Below are 21,047 nucleotides of genomic sequence, written 5' to 3' on the forward strand. Positions count from 1 at the left end.
CTATCAATGCTGCGTCGGCCATGCTCACATGATAGCACAGACTCCGTGACTGTTCAAGTTATTATTGCTTGACTCCTAAGCCAGTTGTTCTCGGGTGGGCAGACAAAAGCTAGAAGGCCCCTCGTACCCGGGATAGGGGGATAGAGTCGAACGTGATGGAACGAAGCTGGTCTATGCGCCCTTCCTATGTTGAGGACGGAGTATGCGCAAACCCATTAGCGCTTTGCCCACGCATCGAATGCAACACTGGCTGCAAGTAGATCCGCGAGGGCGAAGAGCACCACAGCTCGCTTTGAGCTATGGAGATCCTCGGCCGCAAACTTTTGAGTCCAGGATTCGTGCCACGAGCGCCCACGCATCGAATGTGCTAATCATCTCTGGAGTGCATGCTCAGGCGAAATGCGCCAAACCCCCTGATTGATGAACAACGTTCGAGAACACCTGAACATGCCGTGTATTCGTCGCCATGATGTGGTAGATTCGTAGGTGTGCCAGACGACAACACGGATCACAGTGATGGCGGTCATGGGGGCCATGTGAGGGCATGGAACAGGGCTTGGCTAGGGAGTGATCGTAGCCGTCAGCGCCGGACCCGCTCGCTTGGGGACCGGGATGCGGTTGGCTGCGGTGGCGTCCTCTGTCGATACTGTCGACATCGTGGTGCAGCCGATCGCTACCACCGGAGGGTGTGGCCGCTAGGCGGGGACGGCCTGAAGCCAGATGGCGTTGATGGATTGCAACGATCTATGCATGCTTGCCATGTCAATGGCTTGGTTGAAGTGCTTTTGTTCCGTAGCGGTGCGTTGACGGTTCTCGTTGCCTTGGATGGGTCCCACACCTGGGGGTATCGCGGACCCAATCGTTGGTGCGGTGACTTGCGCATTGGAGGTGCTGCCGTGTGGCTTTGTATGGCCTCGTCGTTCGGCGGCTGCACTTTTTGGGTTAGGTGTCGCTACTGGCGCACCCCAAGAGGAGTAAACGACAGATGAAGCCCCATCAAGTGTTGTGGTTGGACATCGGTGTCGACATCGTGGTCCTGTTCACGTTTTTTGTTTCACTAGCTGCGCGGATTCCGTGGTTGGATGAACATACAAGCTGGAAGAGATATCTCCGCCTACGCCGGGCTCTGGATAATGATCGGTCCATGTCGCGCAAGCAGCTCGTGGTTCTGTCTGTTGTGTGTGTACTCGTGGCGGCCGAGCTGTTCTGGGCGGTGGCCCACATCTAGGTTATCGCTGTCCTCAAGCAGCATGAGCCACTCGTGTTGGAGAGAGACGTGATGAGTTGTCAATCGGTGCGTTCCTTGGTCGTCTGTTGGCCCAGAGTAGCGGACTTCGTGTTCCGTGGCGCCTATCATCGGTCATCGAGGAGCGTAGACGCTGGCTGGCGCACCACGTTTTCGATTGCTCCGTCCGTGGCAAGGTCATTGTCAAGGACGTTGACATACCTCTGGTCTTGTATGATTCGTCAGCTTCTACAGAAGGCACACCGAACAAACATGCCGTCCTAGGGCAGCGATGTCTCCCCAAGAGCCCCCACTGGTCCGATAACGGTCTTGAAGCCCATTCGCACCCAACGCTGCGTCCAACCCTGGAGACAACCTCGGTATCTGTCTCGGTGTTTGGTGACGGGCACCGCTAGGGTTGATCCGCTCTCTTGGTCTGAGGGGAGACTTGGTTGAGGCCGAACGCGAGTGAGTTGGCCAAACGAGCGGTGGCGGTATGAGCGTGTCGTGCCATCGATCGAACCTTTGTATCTGGGTCGTCCAAGAGTACCGCTCGTAGGTGATCTGGGGTGCGTGGGTTCGCGGCGACAAAGAAGCGTACCCACGGCTCGGGATCATTGGCGAGAATGGTAAGCGCTGCTACCGGAGCATCCTGGCGCTTGGCGATAGATCGGCGAATCTCCCATCGATCGTCCTTGGTGAGGTTGATCTGAGCATCCACTGGACAATGGGGATGCTCAGCCACAGCATCACGCACCCCGAAGTCGGGATCGGTGGCCATCACGCCGATGAAGCCCGGTTCGGCTTGGAGGTTTTCAGCCAGCGCCCGCCTGACCCATGGGTTCTCATCGGCGACGAGTGTCTGTTGAACCCCGACGGGGCAGCACGGATTTGCGGCGATACCGGCGCGTACCTCCCACCACCAATCCTGGGCTAACGCTAAAGCGATGTCAGGAGGGCAGTCTGGGTTTTGCGCTGGGATGAGCCGACTATTCGGATCGGGTGAGTTTGCGAGTTGTTCGAAGATGCTCGCCATGATCGGTTGGGGCACATCGGTGGCCTGGAGCAAATGGTCGAGCTCGTTGTCCCATGCACGACGCAGACGAGACCGCCGCTGGAGAAGACAGGCAGTGTCGCCGCTTCGATGTACCTCGCAGTCGATCAGGATCGGTTGGGTCGCGAAGATCGTGATCGCTAAGAGACGGCACTTCGCGATGGTCAGTACCGCACCTTTGCCAAGCGTGGAGAGCCCAGCCCCCGAGCGCAACATCAGGTCTCCCGCCAGAGACCAAGGCTGTCAACGGTGTCGAGAGGGTGCTCCTCATGAGCCAGACCGAGTTGATGGCCGGCCTGCCGGGTGAGACTACGATCGCCGCCGATCTTGATGTAGGTCCAGATGATCGCACCGATCAGGATCACGAGCCAGAAGATGGCTGCCCAGGCGAGTGGGAAGACCAACGGGACAACGGTCTCGTAGAGTACCATCCAAAACAGACCCATTGCGATAATAGGGAGCACGAAGTGAAAAGCCAACTGGGTGACGCGTCGTTCTCGGTAGGAGATGCGCATCAACGAGAGGTTCATGAGCGTGTGGGCGGTCACGAGGCCAAATAAGACTGCAGTGGTGAGGACATCAAAGGCCTGAGCTGGCCCAAGCCAGAGCCCAAAGACCAATCCCACCAGGATCGCTGTGGCGCCTACGAAGGTGACACTGGCCGCTGGCGCACGTTTGCCGTTGACGGTGGCAAAGCTCGTCTGGAGAAGCTTGTCGCGGCTCACGGCGTAGAGGACCCTGGCGGTGCTGGTCATGAGGGCGAGATCGTCCATGAGCGCGCTGTTGATCGCGAGGACGACAAGTGCCACGGCACCAATGGGCCCGAGATAGTGGAGGAATACCTGCACGCCTGGGGCGGCAGCCTTTGAGAACAGTGCCATTCGTGCCTGTCCCCAGCCGACGGTGAGTGCATAGGCAGAGATGGTGAGTGCTACTCCCACCAGAGTAAGGGAGAGGATTGCGGCCTTACCGATCAACCTTCCTTGCTGGGTACGAACTCCCTTGGCCTCTTCGCCAAGTGGAGCGTGGCTACCGACCCCGATGAAGCTGGTGATGGCAAAGATCATGCCGAGAGCGACTCCTTTGACACCAACGGTGGCGAAGGTAAAGGGATGCAAGGGAGCTGCGACATGAGAGCGGGCTATGATGATAATGGACGAGACGATGAGAAAGACGATCTCGAGTGAGCTGGTGAGGAGCATCGTCTTGACGGTTGGCCGGATGCCAAGTACGGAGAGCAGCCAGGGCACCCCGATGAAGACCAGCATCATTGGGATCCAGAACCAGCCCGGAAGGTTGATGCCAAAATACGATCGGGCGATCCCTGGCAAGAAGACACCGGCGACGTAGATCGGTACACCGGCGACGCTGATCAGCTGGTAGAAGACGACCATGATGGCGGTCACCAATGCTGGCTTCGCTCCAAGCCCTGCTGAGACGTAGCTGTAGTAACCTCCGGCCGAGCCGCGATGTTTGGAGAGGTGATAGAGGGTGTTGACCTCGATGAACATCAGGATGAAGGCAAAGAGATACGAGAGCGGTAGTGCCACGAGTGCAAAGGCGGCTCCAGCGGTCATAAAGGCGACGACGTCGCAGGTCGGCGCCATACCGGCGATGCTTTGGCTGACCAGACCCCAAACCGAGACGATTCCAGGCTGGAGGCTGTGAGGCTGGCCAGCTGGTGAGGTCGGCGCAGTCGCGTCCGCCTTGGTCAAGTCGTCTGGTTCCATCGCATGCTTGCCTTTCCAGAACTAGCTAGAATTTTTTTCTACTACTAGCGTAGTGCTAGAAGGGGCCGAAATATTCCGAAAATAGGAGAAAAATCTTCTGATGTGGTTCGTGCCCTGGGGGGGCTGGGTTCTCGATAGGAGGGTCGATCGTCTGCTTGGTCATCGACGGTAGCGGGGTGACTGACCGGTGTGGCAGGCACGTATCTTGGTGGGGTCCCATATCGAGCACAGCACGAAGAGTCTTGGCAAAAGGTTCGGAGATTGGCACGGGCGTTCGCGATGTCCGAGGCAAGCGGTATTCTCCACGATAGGGCGATCAACGGGATGGGAGTAGATGATGGGCCGTCGGCGCATGGTTCCGTTGGTGTTGTGTCTTGGAGTTGGCGTGCTGTCGCTTGGGGGCTGCAAAGCGACGACGGACGCGGCTCCTCGTCAGTCTGTCAAGCATCATCATGCAGGCCTGTCGGTGTCTACCAAGAAAACGCAGGCAAAGCCTTCGCAACCGACCCTCAGTAGGGCTCCGACGGATACCGGCACCGTTGATCGGGGACCGACCAGTCCCAGTGGGCACAACGCGCCAGTCGCGGTGGGTCAAGCTTCCGAAGGTACGTTGACTTTGATCACTGAACCCCAGGCAGGCATTGGACCTTGGTTGAACGCGATGAATCATGCGCGTTCTGTCATCGATGTGAACGAGTATCTCCTTACCGACTACCAGTTCCTCTCGGCCCTTCGGAGCGCAGCTGCTCGAGGAGTTCAGGTCGACGTCATTGTTGATGGGCATCCCTATGATGACGCCTCCGCTCCCTCCGTCGCGGTCACTGGACTTGCAGGAAGTGGAGTGCACCTCAAGATGGCTCCAGCACGTTTCGAAGGACAGTATGCCTTCGATCACGCGAAGTACCTGATCGTCGATCCTGGTCAGCCAGATCAGGTGGCTCTGTTCGGTTCCCCAAATGCGACCCAGAGCGCTTTTGATGGCGCGAATGCTGAGGATGCCTTTGTGACCTCGAATCCAAGTACGATCGCCGCGCTCGTCACCGTTTTTCACGCAGACTGGAACGGAACAGCTGCCGGGGCAACACCACGATCGGCGCTCGTACTCTCCCCCGGGTCGGGCTCCACGATCGCCGGGTTGCTTGGTCAGACTGGACCGGTTGCCGTCATGGCTGAAGAGCTCGGCGATGCCCCTTCGTGCTACCAGGCGCTTGTCGCCCATGGGTCAGCGGCTCGCGTGCTGATACCAGCGGATCCGTCCTGGGAAGCGACGGGCTATGCGAACGAACTCGTCCGATCCGGCGTACAGGTGCGAACGCTGGCCAGCCCCTATGTGCATGCCAAGCTCATCGTGACTCCTCACGTCACTTTCGTGGGCTCCGAGAACTTCTCAGTCGTCTCCTTTGACGACAATCGCGAAGTTGGTATGGTCACGTCAAATCCCACCGTGCGAGCGCAGGCTCTGGCATGGTTTGATGCGCTATGGAACGAAGCTGCCGTTTGGTCTGCGTCTGGAGGGGCGTCGCCGACTCCCGTTCCAACCTCCCCGACTCCAGCCTCTTCAGCCCCGCCGAACTCCGGGAGTGGCTCCCAACAGTCCTATCCCTATCTCAACGATGGTGATACCGAGGCCGAGGTGACCCAGCTGTGGGGACCGCCAACCTCGACGACGACCGCTAGCTATGACGGCTATCCTGAGGTGGTCTGGATCTATCCGGCAGGTCGCGTGTACTTTGAGGGTGGCACCGTCAGTTACGTGCAACGAACGCAGTGAAAGCTGAGTAAAGCCCCCAGCACATCGGTGCGGTTGGAGTTTTCTGAGAAGAAAATGTGACTTATGACCCTAAGTTAGGTATGCCTCAGCTCTCTTAGGCTGTCTTGTAGGAAATGAATGGAGTTATCCCATGGAGCCTTTGCTGGGTACAGTTACCCTTACATTGTCGCGATGGCAATTCGCTACGACGATTATCTTTCACTTTTTCTTCGTGCCCGTAACGATTGGCCTGGCGGTTATTGTCGCCATTTTTCAGACGGCGGTGTACAAGACCCATGACGAACGCTATGAGCACCTCGTGCGCTTCTTTGGGAAGCTCTTCCTGATTAACTTTGCCATCGGAATCGTGACCGGCATCGTGCAGGAGTTTCAGTTCGGCATGAACTGGGCCCAGTACTCAGCCTTTGTGGGCAATATCTTTGGGCCACCCCTCGCGATCGAGGGCCTCCTCGCCTTCTTCATGGAATCAACGTTCCTCGGAATCTGGATCTTTGGCAAAGGCAAGGTGTCGCCGAGGATCCACATGCTCTCCATCTGGATGGTCGTGCTTGGTAGCTCGCTCTCTGCCTCGTTCATTCTCGTTGCCAATACCTGGATGCAGGACCCTGTTGGTTACAAGATCGATCATGCGACCCACCAGGCCGTGATGACGAACTTCTTCGCGATTCTGACTAACGAGTTGTTTATCACGACCCTCTTCCATGTGCTCCTCGCCTCGCTCATCACGGGTTCCGCGGTTGCCCTCGGTGTTGCCTTCTATCAGATGAAGCGGGAGGGATCGCGGGCGATCTTCTCTCTTGGTATCCGTGTCGCGCTCATCGTCTTCTTCGTTGCATCGCTTGGGATGGCCCTCGATGGATCAGCGCAGGGAACGGTGATGGTCAAGGACCAGCCGATGAAGATGGCGGCCGGAGAGGCACTCTATAACACCCAGCGAGGGGCGCCTGAGTCACTCATCACCATCGGCAATCTCCACGACAAGGTGATCTTTCAGGTCGATCTTCCCCATGTGCTCTCACTGCTGGCCACGAACTCCTGGAACGGCAAGGTTCAAGGCATTAACCAGCTCCAAAAGGAGTATGTCAAGAAGTACGGACCGGGTAACTATGTGCCGCCCGTTTGGTTGGAGTATTGGAACTTCCGCATCATGGCGGGTCTCGGTGCGGTGATCATCGCGATCGCCCTCTGGGGCATGTGGCTTCTGCGTCGCAAGAAGCTCGACGACTCCAAGTGGTTTCGCAGGGTGGCGATCTACGCCATTCCCTTGCCGTTTATCGCCAATACGACGGGATGGATCTTCACCGAGACCGGTCGTCAGCCCTGGATCGTCTATGGAGTGCTGCGGACTGCTCAGGGAGTCTCCCGTGACATCTCCGCATGGGACGTTGGATTCACCTTCTTTGGCTTCATCGCGCTCTATGCGGTGCTGGGAGTGATCGATTTCGCCATGATGTATCACTACTCACGCAAGGAGCTCGCGATGATGAACGGCGAGGTGCTTCCTCCTGAGGACGATGCGGATGCCGAACACGATGCACTGGTTTATTAGGAGGGATTGACGATTATGCACGTAACTGGACTGCAATTGATTTGGTTTGTCTTGATCGGTTTCCTCTGGGCAGGCTACTTCTTTCTCGAGGGATTCGATTTTGGTGTAGGGATGCTGCTTCCCTTCATCACCAATGGGGACCTGGAACGAAGGGGCATGCTCAACGCGATCGGCCCGATTTGGGACGGGAACGAGGTCTGGCTGATCGTGGCTGGTGGCGCGACCTTTGCCGCCTTTCCCCTGTGGTACTCGACGATGTTCTCGGCGTTCTATCTGGCACTCTTTGTCGTACTGGTCATGTTGATCGTCCGAGGGATGTCCTTTGAGTTTCGTGGTTTGCGCACCAGCACGCGGTGGCGAGCCAACTGGGACCGGGTCAACTTTCTCGGCTCGCTGATCCCCTCGTTGATCTGGGGAGTGGCGTTTGCGGACCTTTTGAAGGGGATTCCGCTCAATGCCCAGCATCAGTACACCGGTACGTTCTTGGGGCTCCTCCAGCCGTATGCGTTGTTGGGTGGCCTTACGATGGTGGCACTCTTCGTGCTCCACGGGGCAACCTTCCTGAGCCTGAAGACTACCGGTGAGTTGCACGATAAGGCGACGATGGCGGCCCGTCGGATCGCCCCAGCTGCAACCGTCATCCTGTTGGCGTTCCTTGCATGGACCTACTTTGTTGCGCGGGCGCATGGTAACAGCGGTGCCGTGCCAGGCTTCATCCCAGTGACGGCGTTCCTCCTGGTCGCCGCCGTCTCCTGGCTCGTGCGTGAACATCTGAACGGATGGGCATTTGTCTTCACGGGGGTCGCAATTCTCGCACTCACCATCACCATTTTTATGACGCTCTACCCCAATGTGATCACGTCATCGACGGCGTTCTCTGATTCGCTGAGCATCGCCACGGCCGCTTCGCAGCGCTATACCTTGAACATCATGACGATTGTGGCGGTGATCTTTACTCCTTTCGTCCTGCTCTATCAAGGTTGGACCTACTGGATCTTCCGCAAGCGTCTCACGCTGCCAAAGACTCCTTCCGCCGTCGAGTCCTGAGCTAGGGCCGGAGAGGCAACCGTGTTCGTCAGTCAGCCAAGCGTTCGTCGTGCCCCGTCCTTGCTACGGGGCGCGTTGGCGAGCCGACGGAGTCGGGCGCTTGCGATCCTCATCGTGGTGGTCCAAGTCGTCGCGCTGGTATCGTTGGTGGCGGCCGCGCTGCTCATTGGTCGGATGCTCGAGGATGCGGTCATGCTGCACCGATATGGGGTCATCCCACGCTTGGCAGTCCTCTTCGGCGTTGCCTTTGGCATTCGACTGGCGATGTTGCGACTCGTTGACTACCTTGCGGTCCTTCTCGGAGTCGATTATGCCCAGCGAACGATCTCTCAGCTCATCACAAAGAGTAGCGCTGCACCGATACCTGGGACGGAGTTGGGTTATCTCCTGACCGATGGTGTCGCCACCCTTGTGCCCTATGCATCACGTTTTCTTCCCGAGGTGATCGGTGCGGCGATCGTCACTCCAGCACTGATCCTCTTTACCTTGGTCGAGTCTCCGATGGCGTTTCTTGAAGTCGTCGGTGGACTCGTGGTGCTGCCGGTGATCATGATCGTGGTCGGTAAGAGCACGAAGGATCGCGCCGATCGTCAGCTCGGCGCGACGGTTCGGTTGAACGCGCTCTACCTCGACATGCTGAGCGGCATGGTGACCCTCAAGTCCTTTAACAAGGCGCATCTGCAGGAGGCCTCGATTGCCAGAGCCGCCCAGGAGTTGCGCAAGCGCACCCTTGGGGTGTTGAGCGTCGCCTTCATCTCCGGGGTGAGCCTTGATACGCTCGTCGCCATCATTGTGGCCCTTGTGGCAGTCTCCATCGGCATCCGTCTCAACGACGCATCGATGTCACTCGCCACCGGAGCAGCGGTACTCTTTATCGTTCCCGAGATCTTTCGGCCTGTGCGAGCAGCAGCGCTGCAGTTCCATGCGACCCAGGACGCCGCTGCGCTGGTGCGACGGGTGGAGGCGCTCGCGCTGTTGCCTGATACGCGAGAGCCGACCACTGAGGTGGTTCCCGTTCGCGTGAAGCGTGGCGGGGAGAACGAGCATACGCGCAGTCTCGCACCGGACTCGCTATCTCTGGCGCTCAACGACTTTGGGGTGATCATGCCCAATGGCAAGCAGTCGGCAAGTATCGATCTTGTCGCGGCAAGCGGGGAACTCATTGTGTTACGTGGCCAAAGTGGCGTTGGCAAGACCTCCTGGCTTGAAGGGCTGGCGGGATTCTTGCCTACCCTAGGTTTGGTGCGCGTTGGATCGGGTGATTTGGCCGGGGCGCTTCCCTCTGGTGAGGTAGGTTTTCTCCCTGCTCATCCCGGTTTTGTTGAGGGAAGTATCTATGACAACGTCACACTCCTCCATCCGAACGCCAGTGAGGCTGAGGTGGAGAAAGTCTTGACACTCGTTGGTGCGAACGGTTTTGTTGAGAGGCTGTCTCAACATGTCGTGGTAGATGGCTCGAACCTCAGCGCGGGTGAGCGTCAACGCCTCGGTGTGGCCCGCGTCGTACTGATGGAGCGTCCGTTCCTGCTACTCGATGAACCCACTGCCCATCTCAATGCGGCGATGGAGCGACAGTTGTTGGATGCGCTGGCTCAGATCGGCGGCGCCAAGGTGCTCTTTGTCGCCTCGCACTCGGATCGAGTAGAGGCTCGAGCCAGTCAGGTGATCGAGATCGGAGTTCGGCCATGACGCTGGGTGCGCTGGCGCGCGAACGCCTTCGGACCCGTCGATGGGAGGTGTGGGGTTACCTCGGGACTGGTTTCATGGCCTACCTCTCACCCGCGGTGCTCTTTGGCCTCTCGGCGTATCTGATCTCGAAGGCGGCGCTCAAGCCTGGTATCTTGACGCTCGGAGTGGTGATCGGGTCGGTTCGTTTCTTCGCGCTGGCCCGTGGGGCGAGCCAGTATGGCGAGCGCATGTGGGGTCACTCACTCACCCTCGATCTGGCAGCGAAGATCCGTACCCTACTCTTTGATCGTCTGGCGGCGGTGGTTCCCTATCGGGTGCGGCCAGGGGTCTTTGGCGAGATCCTCGCCTCGTTAAACGGTGATATGACGCAACTTGAGAATCTTGCCGCACGGCTGGTCGGGCCTGCCACGGGTGTCGGTCTCGCTTCGCTGGTGACGTTGATCATCGCGGGTATGGTAGCGCCCGATTTTGTGGTGGTACTCTTGCCGAGCTTGCTCCTGATCGGTCTTGTGGTCCCCTTTGGGGCCTATCGTCTCGCTCGCTCAGGAGCGCAGAGTACGAGCATCTTGCGTGCACAGGCCTACGACACCTCATTAGCAACCGCGGCTACTTTTCAGTCACGCTACTTCCTGGGCAGTGGAGACCCTCTCCTCGATCAACTTAAGCGCAAAACGGTCCAGCTGCTCCGTCCACAGCGGCGCCAGGCGGGCATCCAGACCTGGCTTGGTGTCGCCAACGGAGTGATCGAGGCGGTGGCCCTCTCTGCCACGCTGTGGATCGGCGCTGATCTGATGAGTGCACACCGGCTCGGGGCGGTCGAACTCGCTGTCATTCCTTTTCTGATCCTCGCCATCGTGGAGGGATTGACCGCGGTCGGCCTCGAGGCAGCGACGGCGGGTGCTGGCACGCCTGCGGTGGCACGGCTTGAGAGGACGCTCGCCCTCCAAGGCCGCGACTGTTCGCAATGCTCGCAGACCACTCTCCCTTCTGGTGCGTTAGCGATCGACAGTGAAGATGTCTCATTCCACTATCCGGACGCTGATCGCGAGATCTTGCACTCCTTTGAGCTTCATCTTGAGGCGGGCGAGCGGCTGTTGGTGGTTGGACCGACGGGATCTGGTAAATCCACGTTGGCTGCCATGGTGCTTGGAGCATGGATACCGACGTCTGGGGTGATGCGTATCGGCGGCATCTCAACAGCGGAACTCAGCGAGGAGGCCATCGCTGCGTCGGTCGCCTATCTCTCCTCGGAACCCTACCTCTTTGGTGCCTCACTCGCCGCCAACCTGCGGCTGGCGCGCGCGACCGCCTCTGATGCTGCATTGATCGATGCCCTTCGCCGTGTTGGTCTTGGCCCATGGTTCGCGGAGTTATCCGATGGACTGGCGACGATCATGGGGTCCGAAAACAGGACGGTTTCCCAAGGAGAAAAGCAGCGACTTGCCTTGGCGCGCTTACTGGTCCTGAACCCCAAGAACTTGGTGCTTGACGAACCCACAGCGGGACTCGATGCCGAAAACGAGCAGATCGTAGCCGAAATACTCAACGAGCACTTTGTGGGCGCCACCATCATGGTGATTACGCATTCAGAGGCATTCATGGAGGCTTTTCGTGCCGATCAAGTCCGTGATTTTGGCGAATTTGTGAGGACAAAGGTGATCTGATAGGGACGGCAGGGGAGCTCTTGTTGACACGATCATTTGAGAGCAATGGCTGCTATCGAGGGGCGCCGAATGGTTCTTGGGTAACTTGCTTGTCGGCCAACGGCGGCTGATCGCTGACGATCAAGAGGTCCTATGGGGCGGTACATGGCTGGTTCACCCGCAAAAAGTAGTCAAACATTTTCTATCGATGACATCCAAAGCCGTCAGGGGTGACGAACCAAACACATCAGCAGCATTCGCTGCTTAGTGAATGGAGGCCATATGACCGAAGTTAGTCGTCGTTCCTTTCTGATCCGATCCTCTGCCACCGTGGCGGCGGCCGGAGCAGTTGCCGTTGTTCCAGGTGGTGCAGCACGGCTCGTCGATTCCAGGAAGCAAGCATATTCTCAACTCACTCCCGAGGAGTCGAGCGCTCTCCAGTCGTTGGTGGTTCACGTCGCGAACCCTGCCACTGGCGAGTTGTCGGTGATGTTTGGGACCCAAGAGGTTCGTATCAAGGATCACCGCCTCGTTGCCCAACTCGCCTCTGCGATTCGCACTACCAAGTAATACCGCGCCAACAAAAACACCAAGATATCGTTCCCTGAAAGGAAATTGCCGTGTCGTCACACCGAGAAGCACCTGCTATATCAAAGGATCCCGTCGCAGACTCGACGGATCTCTACGCATTTCGTTCCCCTGATAATCCAGATACCGTTACGATTATTGCCAATTACCTACCACTGCAGCTGCCTGCTGGAGGACCGAACTTCTATGAGTTCGGTGATGATGTGTTGTACGAGATCCACATCGCGAACAACGGTGAGCCGTTGTCAAATATCACTTATCAGTTCCAGTTCCACACCGTGTTGAATGACCCGAATACCTTTTTGTATAACACCGGCCAGATCACCTCGCTAGATTCGCCGAACTGGAATCGTCGTCAGTTCTATACGGTGACACGTATCGATAAAGACGGGTACCATGAGCTCGCGAGTAATGCGCCATGCCCACCGTCCAACGTTGGCCCTCGTTCGATTCCTCACTATACGCCGCTCGCCGACGCTGCAGTGGTAACCACCAGCGACGGAGAGAAGATCTTTGCTGGTCAGCGTGCTGAGGGCTTCTATGTCGATTTGGGATCCATCTTCGACCTCGGTGACCTTCGCCCGTTCTCCCCCGATCAACTCATTCCGGGACCGGCCTCCGCAGGAGTCAACGCGACGGCGGGACTTAACGTCGCCTCTATTGCCATTCAGGTGCCGATCACGCTCCTGACGAGCAATGGGTCGATGCCGACCTCGGTCACCGATCCAGCGGCGGTGCTTGGCATTTGGACGTCGGCAAACCGGCAGAAGGTGCGCGTCTTTGATCAGGCCTTCTCGGGACAAAACTCGGATGTTGGTCCCTTCGTTCAGGTATCGAGGCTGGGCAACCCGCTCTTCAATGAGGTCATCGTTCCAATCGGCAAGAAGGATCTTTGGAATACCTTGCCACCCTTTGCCGATAAGGAGTTCCTCTCCTACGTGCAGCATCCCGAACTCGGGTCGTTGTTGCCGGTCCTCTATCCAGGGGTCTTCCCTGACCTGGCCAAGTACACTGCGGCCAGAGCTGACCTCGTCGCAATCCTCTTGACTGGTATCCCAACCGGTATTGTGGATGGTCTGAACACCTACACCGGCCCATGGTACGCCGACATGCTACGGCTGAATGTGGCGATACCTCCATCGAGTTCCCCATCGATCCTCGGGGTCCTTGGTGGCGATCTTGCCGGATATCCCAATGGACGCAGGGTCTTCGATGATGTCGTCTCCATTGAGCTTCGTGCGATTGCTGGTTTGACGATTCCTCTCGTGGATAAGAGCTACAAGCCAGACACTGCAGCGGGTGCGATCTATGACGTCATCAACCCCAATAAGACTTCGCCCAGCCAGCTAGGTCCTATTGGCGAGACCTACCTGTCGAGCTTCCCCTACTTGGGGATCCCATGGGATGGATTCTCAAATCCCTCGACAACACCCACGCCGAGTTTGGTCAACCCGTGACCGATCAGTCACTTCCTCCCCTGAACCTCCTTGGGCAGCGTACGCTGCCCAAGGAGCACCTTCCGGCCATGACGGGTTCAGTGGCGGTCGATATCGATGAGACGGTAGGTGCCCTCATCGTTATGGGTGAGGACGTCCACGTTGGTAAGGAGTGTTTTGTCCGCGGTGTCGGAGGTTTCCACAAGCACGTATGGTTCCTCGATCGCGTCCTTCCTGGAAGGATTCAGGTTGCTGCGGTCTTTGCAAGCCTGGAGCCGGGGACCTATGCACTTGACATCGAGGGCCAGGAGCAGCTGGGGAGGGTCACGATCGTCGCTGGTCAGGTGAAGACGCTCACGGTGAGCCAACTCGAGGTTTCCGTCTAAGACATTGCTGTATCAGGCGCAAATAGGGTGCGAAGGAAACGCCGCTCTCACTCGGTTGTGTCACTGTTGCTCCTCATTGAAGATACCCTCCAACACCGCGGTGTTGGAGGGTATCGCCTTGTGGGTAGGCGGTATTACCCCTTTGGTGAAGGTTTGTCACCGAGAAGGTACCTCGCGCCGGTTCCGAGCTTTGCAGCTCGATCACCAGCGTTGTAGAGCGAGCACGTTGCCAGTGAAAGGCATCCGCAACCGATGCAGGAGTCAAGGTCATCGCGCAGTCCTTGCAGGGTCTTGATCTGTTCGTCGATGCGGGATCGCCAACTAACCGATAGTTGACGCCAATCTTTTGCTGTTGGAGTCCGGTTGTGAGGGAGCAATGCGAGCGCTTCGGTGATCTCGTCGAGTGAGAGCCCTACTCGTTGGGCGACTTTGATGAAAGCTATTCGACGGATCATCGATCGAGGGTACATGCGTTTGTGCCCATCTTGCCGGATTGAGGCGATGAGTGCGCGCTCCTCGTAAAATCGCAGCGTCGCCACCGAGACGCCACAGCGCTGGGCGACTATTCCAATCGGCAGGAGTTCCTGATTAGGGGACATGTTGGTATATTTTTCCTCTCTTGACTTGACCTCAAGTTAACTTGAGATTGTAGTGTAGTCCCCATGAGTGATGATGTGCCGAAGATAACCCCTAGCTATGGATATGGCGATTTAACTGACCTGATCCGTCGTATGACCGGTGATGAGAAGCACGAGGTAAGTGCCCATTCGACACTTGATGTGTTGTGGGTACTCTATGACTCGGTGTTGCGCGTGAACCCAGCATCGCTCGAGGACCCGATGCGGGATCGATTGGTGGTCTCCAAGGGACATGGCCCAATGGCCCTCTATGCAGTCTTAGCGGCCAAAGGCATGGTGGACGTCGATGAGTTGACCTCCTATGGTCGGTATGACTCTCCGTTTGGCTGGCATCCAGATCGTCTGCGCATCGGAGCCGTCGAGGTCTCAAGTGGCTCGTTGGGGCATGGGCTTGCGATCGCCGTCGGTGTCGCGTATGGATTGCGAGTGAGTGGCATTGCGTCGCCGCGGGTCTTTTGTCTACTGGGCGACGGTGAGCTGGACGAAGGTTCCGTGCATGAAGCGATTGCCTTGGCCGGTCGTCTCCGTTTGGATAGCTTGACGGCGGTGGTGATCGACAACGAGAGTTCAACCCATGGATGGCCCGGTGGAATCGCGAGCCGATTTGAGGTCGAGGGTTGGAGGGGTGTGACGGTCGATGGACGCGACCATCAGCAACTGTCGAATGCCCTGAACGGTGACCCTCCGTTGCATAAGGGAGTACCAAGGGTAGTGGTGTGTGAGCTGGCTCCTGGAGGGGTACATCAAAGCAGCCCTGATGAGCTTCGCCAGCCATGACGATGGGAGAGAATCAGACCATGCGCGAAGCCTTCTTTGCCGCCGTTGAGGAGTGGATGGCTGCTGATCCGAGTGGAGTCGTGGTGTTGGCCGACATCTCCGCTGCGGCGCTGGCAAACGTCAAGCAACAGTACCCTGGGCGTCTTCTCAATGTCGGTATTCGGGAACAAGCCGCCATCGGTGTCGCCGCCGGACTCAATCTGGTGGGTCTGCATCCTTTAGTCCACACCTACGCGCCATTCCTCATCGAACGACCACTTGAGATGATCAAGGACGACCTATTTCACCAGGGACTAAGAGCAATTCTCGTCTCGATTGGAGCATCCTATGATGAGCCAGGTTATGGCCGAACGCATCAGTGTCCAGAAGATGTGACCCTGCTCGATGGGCTTGGGCCCTGTGAGGTATTCATTCCGGGTCATCCTGACGAGGTCGCATCGTTGTTGCGGCTGGCCCTTCGCTCGCAGACGGTGAGTTACCTACGTCTCAGTGTCGCGGTAAATCAGAGTCCTCTGCGGAACGTGGGCACAACGATGGTCGTGGCCCGTTCGGGCACCCGTGGCGTGGTGATCGCGGTGGGCCCGATGCTGGATGCGGTACTCGATGCCTCTCGTGGCATGGATCTCACCGTGGTCTATGCCACAACGATTCGACCATTTGATGGCAATACCCTGCGAGCAGTAGCCGGCCCGATGCCGACAGTGATGATTGTCGAACCGTGCTTGGCAGGAACCTCGTCGGCGGTGGTCGCCAAGGTGTTCAGTGATGTGCCACACCGACTCGGGGCTCTCGGAGTTGGTGAAGCCGATCTACATCGTTATGGTACGCGCCAAGAGCACGACGCGGCGCACGGGCTGGACGCTCCTGGTCTTGCGCGAGCCTTCCGAGCCTTCTTTGGGTCATGACCAATTGGTCCAAGGCAGTTTGTGAATACCGCCAGTTTCGTCTGCGTCAGCGATTCCTGAAGAGGTTAAGCGGATCGCTGCCAACGACGTGAGACTCACGCCTCGCGGCGTGCTGACTCGGCGTCTTTGGCACTCGAGTCCGAAGGGGTGCCAAAGGCGACCGTGATCTCCTGCTCTTGGCGGTAACGTTGCTGCTCCACGAGCGCAGTGAGTGCTGCTTTGTCTGCTGCAGTGAGCGGCGGCTGGACAAGGCTGCGGGGCCAGAGTTTTCTGACGTGAACGACATTCACCTCGGCTGCGTAGAGTGTGAGAGTGGCGGTGAGGCCAAGCCATGTGATGAGGCCAAGGACGAGCCCAAAGACACCATACGTTGCCGAAGCGTGGGCGAGTTCATGTCCGACGAGGAAGCCACCGAGTTGTTGGAGTGCACTCCAGGCGACTCCTGCGATCAACGCGCCGGGCAAGAGGTCTTTTGTGGGGATCGTCTTCGGTGCTAAGAGGCGAAACCCCGCGATGTAGAGCCCGAGGTTGATTGCGATAGTGCCGATGATCAACAGTACTTTACTGATCTCATGTCCTGCGAGCGTGGCGGTAAAGGTGGCGATCGAGGAGGTGACAACTACGTTGACGCCCAAAATGGCGAGGATGCCAAAGTTCCGTCCTGTGCGTGGGAGAAATCCAGGCCGATCGGTCATCGGAACGTTCCAGACGGTTGCCATCGCTTCTTGTGCCGAGGATGCAATGCCTTGGGAACCCCAAAGAGTTCCGACGACGCCGACGACAAGTGCGATCGGACTGTGGGCGTCGAGCGCGTGGACACCTGCCTTGGAGCGTAGTTCGGGACCGATGACGGGTATCTGCGCAAAGACAGTGTTCGAGATCTGATGCGAGAGCGCAGGATCGTGGGCGAAGATGATCCCTGTCAAGGTAACAGCAACCAACAGCAGTGGGAAAAGGGAGGCAAATCCATAGTAGGCGATGAGGAGTGCCCAGTTGGAGGCGGAGTCCTGTCCGTATTTGCGAAGAACAGCAAAGGCGAAGGCAAGTGGTCGAATGCGTTGTTGGAGGCCATCGATTTTGCGCATGAGCTGGGCGATGTTGGGCATGTTGTTACATCCTAAAGGCCAACATGGCCATTGCACTGCTCCCGATGAAGCGACTGGCATGGCAACCCTTGTGCATCTCGCATGCGTCTTAGGGGTGTGTGGAATGCAGGGGCCTGCGATCGCAGTGTGGTTGCCTTGCAGGAGTCTGGGCGTGTCTGAGGACACTATGATCATGCCTTCTGACCCAGGAGCGATTGGAGACGATCGCTCATAGCAGGCAATATGTCACCATCAGTAGGGGTTTTACGCCTCGCACGTGCGTGATTGGGCCTAGACACTAGAGGATCCCACGTTTGGGGCCCAGATCCCGCCAGGACGCTGATCTCCCAACAGGGATAGCATGGAGGCATGAAGTATCGTAACCTTGGCCATACCGGGATGTACGTCAGTGAACTCTGTCTCGGAGCGATGATGTTTGGTGCATGGGGAGAACCCGATCACGAGGCCGCGACCCAGATCATCCACCGCGCCCTAGATGCGGGTGTGAACTTTATCGACACTGCTGATGTCTACTCGCAGGGAGAGTCTGAGGTGATCGTTGGCAAGGCCCTGAAAGGACGCCGCGACGAGGTGATCCTGGCGACGAAATTTCATGGACCGATGGACGTGGCCATGGGAACGCCCGGCGGTGACCCAAACAAGCGGGGCAACTCACGCCGTTGGATCATCCAGGAGGTTGAACAGAGTCTTCGGAGGTTACAGACCGACTGGATCGATCTCTATCAGGTTCATCGTCCAGATGCCGACACCGATGACGACGAGACGCTTGCTGCCTTAACCGACCTCCAACGCCAAGGTAAAATTCGAGCCTTTGGATCGTCGACGTTCCCTGCCGCAAGAATGGTCGAGGATCAGTGGATCTCTGAGCGACGTGGCCTCGGCCGCTTCGTGACCGAGCAGCCGCCATATTCGCTACTCGATCGTGGCGTCGAACGTGAAGTACTACCCATTGCCGAGAAGTACCATCTCGGCATCCTCTCGTGGAGTCCTCTGGCTGGAGGTTGGCTATCGGGCCGAATCCGTCGAGATCAGGGTGTGCCCCAGACGAGGAGAGCACAGATGATGCCGGCACGTTTTGACCTCTCCTTGCCTGCTAATCAAGCGAAACTCGATGCGGTCGAAGACTTTGTCCACCTTGCTGAGGACAGCGGCATCACCCTGGTGCACCTTGCTCTGGCCTTTGTGCTGCAACATCCAGCGGTGACGAGCCCAATTATTGGGCCAAGGACGATGGACCAGCTGGAGAGCCAGTTGGGTGCGGTAGATGCGGAGCTCAGCACAGAGGTACTCGATCGCATCGATGAGATCGTCGCTCCCGGGACGACGGTTGCTGACGACGGCAACGCCTATGTCACCGAGGCACTCACCAACTCTCGGATGCGACGGAGTCGGGCGCGATGATCCTATGTACCGACCGTCTCTCCTGGCTCTGTCCCTGGTTCGATGGGATACGTGGATCGACATTGCGCTCACGATAGCGGAGCTAGCTGGTTAGTCTATCTTCTCGCCGATGGTGAGACGGAGACTTCGATGAGTACGATGCGCGCGTCGGCCAGTCTGTCAATACAGGTGATGGGCGAAGTGCCGTACTTCGATTGAAGACCTTTCTGGATGATGCCCCAACATCTCTGGTCAGACGGGGTCAACGAGAGTCAGGGCTACCGCTGGCGAGGCGCCCTACCCGCGAGGCGATGAGGCCGACGGGTGAGCAGGTTAGGGTGTGAGGCCGTTCGTGCCTGCGCGAGATGCAGCAACCTATCGTGTTGAGCTCGGCAACAGAGAAGTTGCGTATCGAGGACAACGAGGTGCTGAACGAGGGCCTCGCTCGGGCCGAGGTTGTGGTGGTATCTCTTCCAACTGCGGGCACACCTGCGGGTACTGTACTCGGGCGGGTCTGAAGGGGGTCATCACTCCTTGGCCTGCGTCGCTAGTGGCACTTGTCTTCGATAGAGCTTGGTTCTTATTCATCCAGGTTTTTTTACGCTTCGCTTTGTGATCCGCTAAGCCCGTGGACCTACCTTGATGAGTGAAGAGTTGGAGTAACGAGTAATGATTGAGATTCTCACAACTGGCAACGACGGGATTCGAGATGTTGTAGCCGAAGGTGCACCCGACATCGCGCGTCATGGCAGAACCGGCGATGGTGGTGCCGTGATCGTTTGGGGCGAGGTTGGGGGGCACAGCGAACAAGCCGTTCTAGCGATGTCCAAGATATGCAGCGTTGCGGTGAATGCTTCGTTGCTTGGTCGCCAGCCGCGTGGGAATCGGACAGAGGAAATGGAGGCGTAAAGATCATGGTACGACGTTCGTCAGCTGGGAAACTCGCTATTGTCGGAGCCACCGCAGCACTAGCGGTCGGGTTATGGGGTGCCGAGACCGCACCGGTCACCCATCCCAAGCCCAACAACCCCAAGACTTTTGCGACTTCGCGGAGAAGTCTCGAGTCGAAGAGTTCCTCGAACTCGCTCGCGAGCCTCATCCAACAGTACAATCAAAAGGTCTCGGCGACGCCGACTTCCTCCTCAACGGGGAATGCCTCGTCTCTCAAGATTCAGGCCCCGTCGGGTATCGGCGCGATCGAGGGGACCCAAGTCCAACAGCAATTGTCCGCAACTGGTGGTAATGGCGGGCTGCAATGGTCGATCAACAGCAATCTGGGCTGGCTGCAGATAACGCCGAATGGTTTGCTCTATGGCGTCCCGACAGCGCCAGGCAATGGGCAGGCAACGATCACCGTCACCGACGCGGCAGGGCAGTCGAGTCAAGTCACCATACCGGTTGTCGTTGATGTTCCTTCGGGCAACTGGTCGGGATACGTTGACTACTCGCCAAACGGGGTACCGTTTACCAAGGCGAGTGCTCAGTTTGTGGTTCCGACCATCTCCTCCTCGTTGCCGGCCTCGTGTCAGAGCGATGTCTCTGGTGGTATGAGCCTCTCTTGCTCATTGGCAGAGTGGGTCGGCATTGGTGGCACCTCCGGGAATCAGACCCTCATCCAAGCAGGCGTCTACGAGATCCCAGACCTGACGACGGGTTCAGTGAAGATCGTTCCGTGGGTGGAGAACTTACCATCACCCTCGCAGACGGTTCCCAATATGAATGTTGCACCAGGCAATGACATGCAAGTCACGGTTGCGCAGGTAACGGGTACCGAGTGGAAGGTGACGGTCGCTGACCTGACCACTGGACAGTCGGTGAGTGGAACCGGAAATTATTATGGTTCCGGTGACAGCGCTGACTTCATTGTGGAGGCGCCAACGACCGCTGCAGGTCAGACGGCTCCGACGCCCTTCTCGAGCCCGATCAAGTTCTTCGACGTGAAGGTATCGAGTTCAGCTCAGGCTGGTCAAGTGATGGTGCCTACGGCGATGGTCCAGTCAGGGAATGTAGCTACGTATCCGGGACAATTCCACAGCTCCTATAGCGGTTTCAAGGTCTACTACGACGACCAACAGGGCTAAGTTTCTTCCTTGCCAACAGGGGAGGGAGGCGGTCACAGAATA

General features: G+C 57.9%; 18 protein-coding genes. 14 read left to right on the forward strand and 4 right to left on the reverse strand.

The features are described 5' to 3' along the window. Positions 1-985: 985 nt before the first annotated feature. Positions 986-1,228 carry a hypothetical protein gene (locus M7Q83_RS11730; protein ID WP_298338972.1) on the forward strand — a complete coding sequence of 81 codons (243 nt, stop codon included), beginning with the start codon at positions 986-988 and terminating at the stop codon, positions 1,226-1,228. Between the two features lie 409 nt (positions 1,229-1,637). Here the strand turns inward: M7Q83_RS11730 and M7Q83_RS11735 are convergent, their stop codons facing one another. Both M7Q83_RS11735 and M7Q83_RS11740 read right to left on the reverse strand, forming a co-directional pair. After that, positions 1,638-2,495, reverse strand: a complete 858-nt coding sequence (locus M7Q83_RS11735; protein ID WP_298338974.1) for a HEAT repeat domain-containing protein — start codon at positions 2,493-2,495, stop codon at positions 1,638-1,640. Further along, positions 2,495-4,009, reverse strand: a complete 1,515-nt coding sequence (locus tag M7Q83_RS11740) for an APC family permease (protein WP_298338977.1) — start codon at positions 4,007-4,009, stop codon at positions 2,495-2,497. Before M7Q83_RS11740 ends, M7Q83_RS11735 begins: the two co-directional genes overlap by 1 nt. Positions 4,010-4,346: 337 nt before the next feature. Here M7Q83_RS11740 and M7Q83_RS11745 point away from each other — a divergent pair, with 337 nt between their 5' ends. From M7Q83_RS11745 to M7Q83_RS11780, 8 genes are all read left to right on the forward strand, one after another. Then, positions 4,347-5,780: a phospholipase D-like domain-containing protein gene (locus M7Q83_RS11745; RefSeq protein ID WP_298338980.1), complete on the forward strand. Its 1,434-nt coding sequence runs from the start codon at positions 4,347-4,349 to the stop codon at positions 5,778-5,780. Between the two features lie 130 nt (positions 5,781-5,910). Next, the gene (locus M7Q83_RS11750) at positions 5,911-7,329 is read left to right on the forward strand and encodes a cytochrome ubiquinol oxidase subunit I (RefSeq protein WP_298338983.1); all 1,419 of its coding nucleotides are present in this window, start codon (positions 5,911-5,913) and stop codon (positions 7,327-7,329) included. Positions 7,330-7,344: 15 nt separating this feature from the next. Further along, positions 7,345-8,376 carry a cytochrome d ubiquinol oxidase subunit II gene (gene cydB / locus M7Q83_RS11755; RefSeq protein ID WP_298338986.1) on the forward strand — a complete coding sequence of 344 codons (1,032 nt, stop codon included), beginning with the start codon at positions 7,345-7,347 and terminating at the stop codon, positions 8,374-8,376. Positions 8,377-8,397: 21 nt separating this feature from the next. After that, a complete protein-coding gene (locus M7Q83_RS11760) occupies positions 8,398-10,065 on the forward strand; it encodes an ATP-binding cassette domain-containing protein (protein ID WP_298338989.1) in 1,668 nt (555 codons plus the stop codon). Beyond that, positions 10,062-11,729, forward strand: coding sequence for a thiol reductant ABC exporter subunit CydC (gene cydC / locus M7Q83_RS11765; protein ID WP_298338992.1), 1,668 nt, complete (start codon positions 10,062-10,064; stop codon positions 11,727-11,729). The genes M7Q83_RS11760 and cydC overlap by 4 nt, the downstream gene beginning before the upstream one ends. 261 nt (positions 11,730-11,990) lie before the next feature. Continuing rightward, a complete protein-coding gene (locus M7Q83_RS11770; RefSeq protein ID WP_298338995.1) occupies positions 11,991-12,278 on the forward strand; it encodes a hypothetical protein in 288 nt (95 codons plus the stop codon). A 50-nt stretch (positions 12,279-12,328) separates the two neighbouring features. Continuing rightward, positions 12,329-13,753, forward strand: a complete 1,425-nt coding sequence (locus M7Q83_RS11775; RefSeq protein WP_298338998.1) for a DUF4331 domain-containing protein — start codon at positions 12,329-12,331, stop codon at positions 13,751-13,753. Continuing rightward, positions 13,750-14,118, forward strand: coding sequence for a hypothetical protein (locus M7Q83_RS11780; RefSeq protein ID WP_298339001.1), 369 nt, complete (start codon positions 13,750-13,752; stop codon positions 14,116-14,118). Before M7Q83_RS11775 ends, M7Q83_RS11780 begins: the two co-directional genes overlap by 4 nt. Positions 14,119-14,252: 134 nt before the next feature. Here the strand turns inward: M7Q83_RS11780 and soxR are convergent, their stop codons facing one another. Next, positions 14,253-14,717: a redox-sensitive transcriptional activator SoxR gene (soxR, locus tag M7Q83_RS11785; protein WP_298339004.1), complete on the reverse strand. Its 465-nt coding sequence runs from the start codon at positions 14,715-14,717 to the stop codon at positions 14,253-14,255. 63 nt (positions 14,718-14,780) lie between these two features. On the opposite strand from soxR, the gene M7Q83_RS11790 reads away from it, so the two are divergent. Both M7Q83_RS11790 and M7Q83_RS11795 read left to right on the forward strand, forming a co-directional pair. Next, complete coding sequence (locus tag M7Q83_RS11790; RefSeq protein ID WP_298339007.1) at positions 14,781-15,533, forward strand: transketolase; 753 nt, start codon at positions 14,781-14,783, stop codon at positions 15,531-15,533. Continuing rightward, entirely contained in the window at positions 15,530-16,438 is a 909-nt protein-coding gene (locus tag M7Q83_RS11795; RefSeq protein WP_298339011.1) for a hypothetical protein, read from the forward strand. The genes M7Q83_RS11790 and M7Q83_RS11795 overlap by 4 nt, the downstream gene beginning before the upstream one ends. 95 nt (positions 16,439-16,533) lie before the next feature. Here the strand turns inward: M7Q83_RS11795 and M7Q83_RS11800 are convergent, their stop codons facing one another. Beyond that, positions 16,534-17,544 carry a YihY/virulence factor BrkB family protein gene (locus M7Q83_RS11800; protein ID WP_298339014.1) on the reverse strand — a complete coding sequence of 337 codons (1,011 nt, stop codon included), beginning with the start codon at positions 17,542-17,544 and terminating at the stop codon, positions 16,534-16,536. 348 nt (positions 17,545-17,892) lie between these two features. Here M7Q83_RS11800 and M7Q83_RS11805 point away from each other — a divergent pair, with 348 nt between their 5' ends. The 3 genes from M7Q83_RS11805 to M7Q83_RS11815 all read left to right on the forward strand — a co-directional run bounded on the left by M7Q83_RS11805 (position 17,893) and on the right by M7Q83_RS11815 (position 21,005). Next, the gene (locus M7Q83_RS11805; protein ID WP_298339017.1) at positions 17,893-18,945 is read left to right on the forward strand and encodes an aldo/keto reductase; all 1,053 of its coding nucleotides are present in this window, start codon (positions 17,893-17,895) and stop codon (positions 18,943-18,945) included. Between the two features lie 648 nt (positions 18,946-19,593). Next, a complete protein-coding gene (locus tag M7Q83_RS11810; RefSeq protein WP_298339020.1) occupies positions 19,594-19,833 on the forward strand; it encodes a hypothetical protein in 240 nt (79 codons plus the stop codon). Positions 19,834-19,838: 5 nt separating this feature from the next. After that, on the forward strand, positions 19,839-21,005 hold the full coding sequence (locus M7Q83_RS11815) for a G1 family glutamic endopeptidase (RefSeq protein WP_298339023.1): 1,167 nt from the start codon (positions 19,839-19,841) through the stop codon (positions 21,003-21,005). The last annotated feature ends 42 nt before the right edge of the window (positions 21,006-21,047 follow it).

It is taken from the genome of Ferrimicrobium sp., assembly GCF_027364955.1.
Classification (GTDB): domain Bacteria; phylum Actinomycetota; class Acidimicrobiia; order Acidimicrobiales; family Acidimicrobiaceae; genus Ferrimicrobium.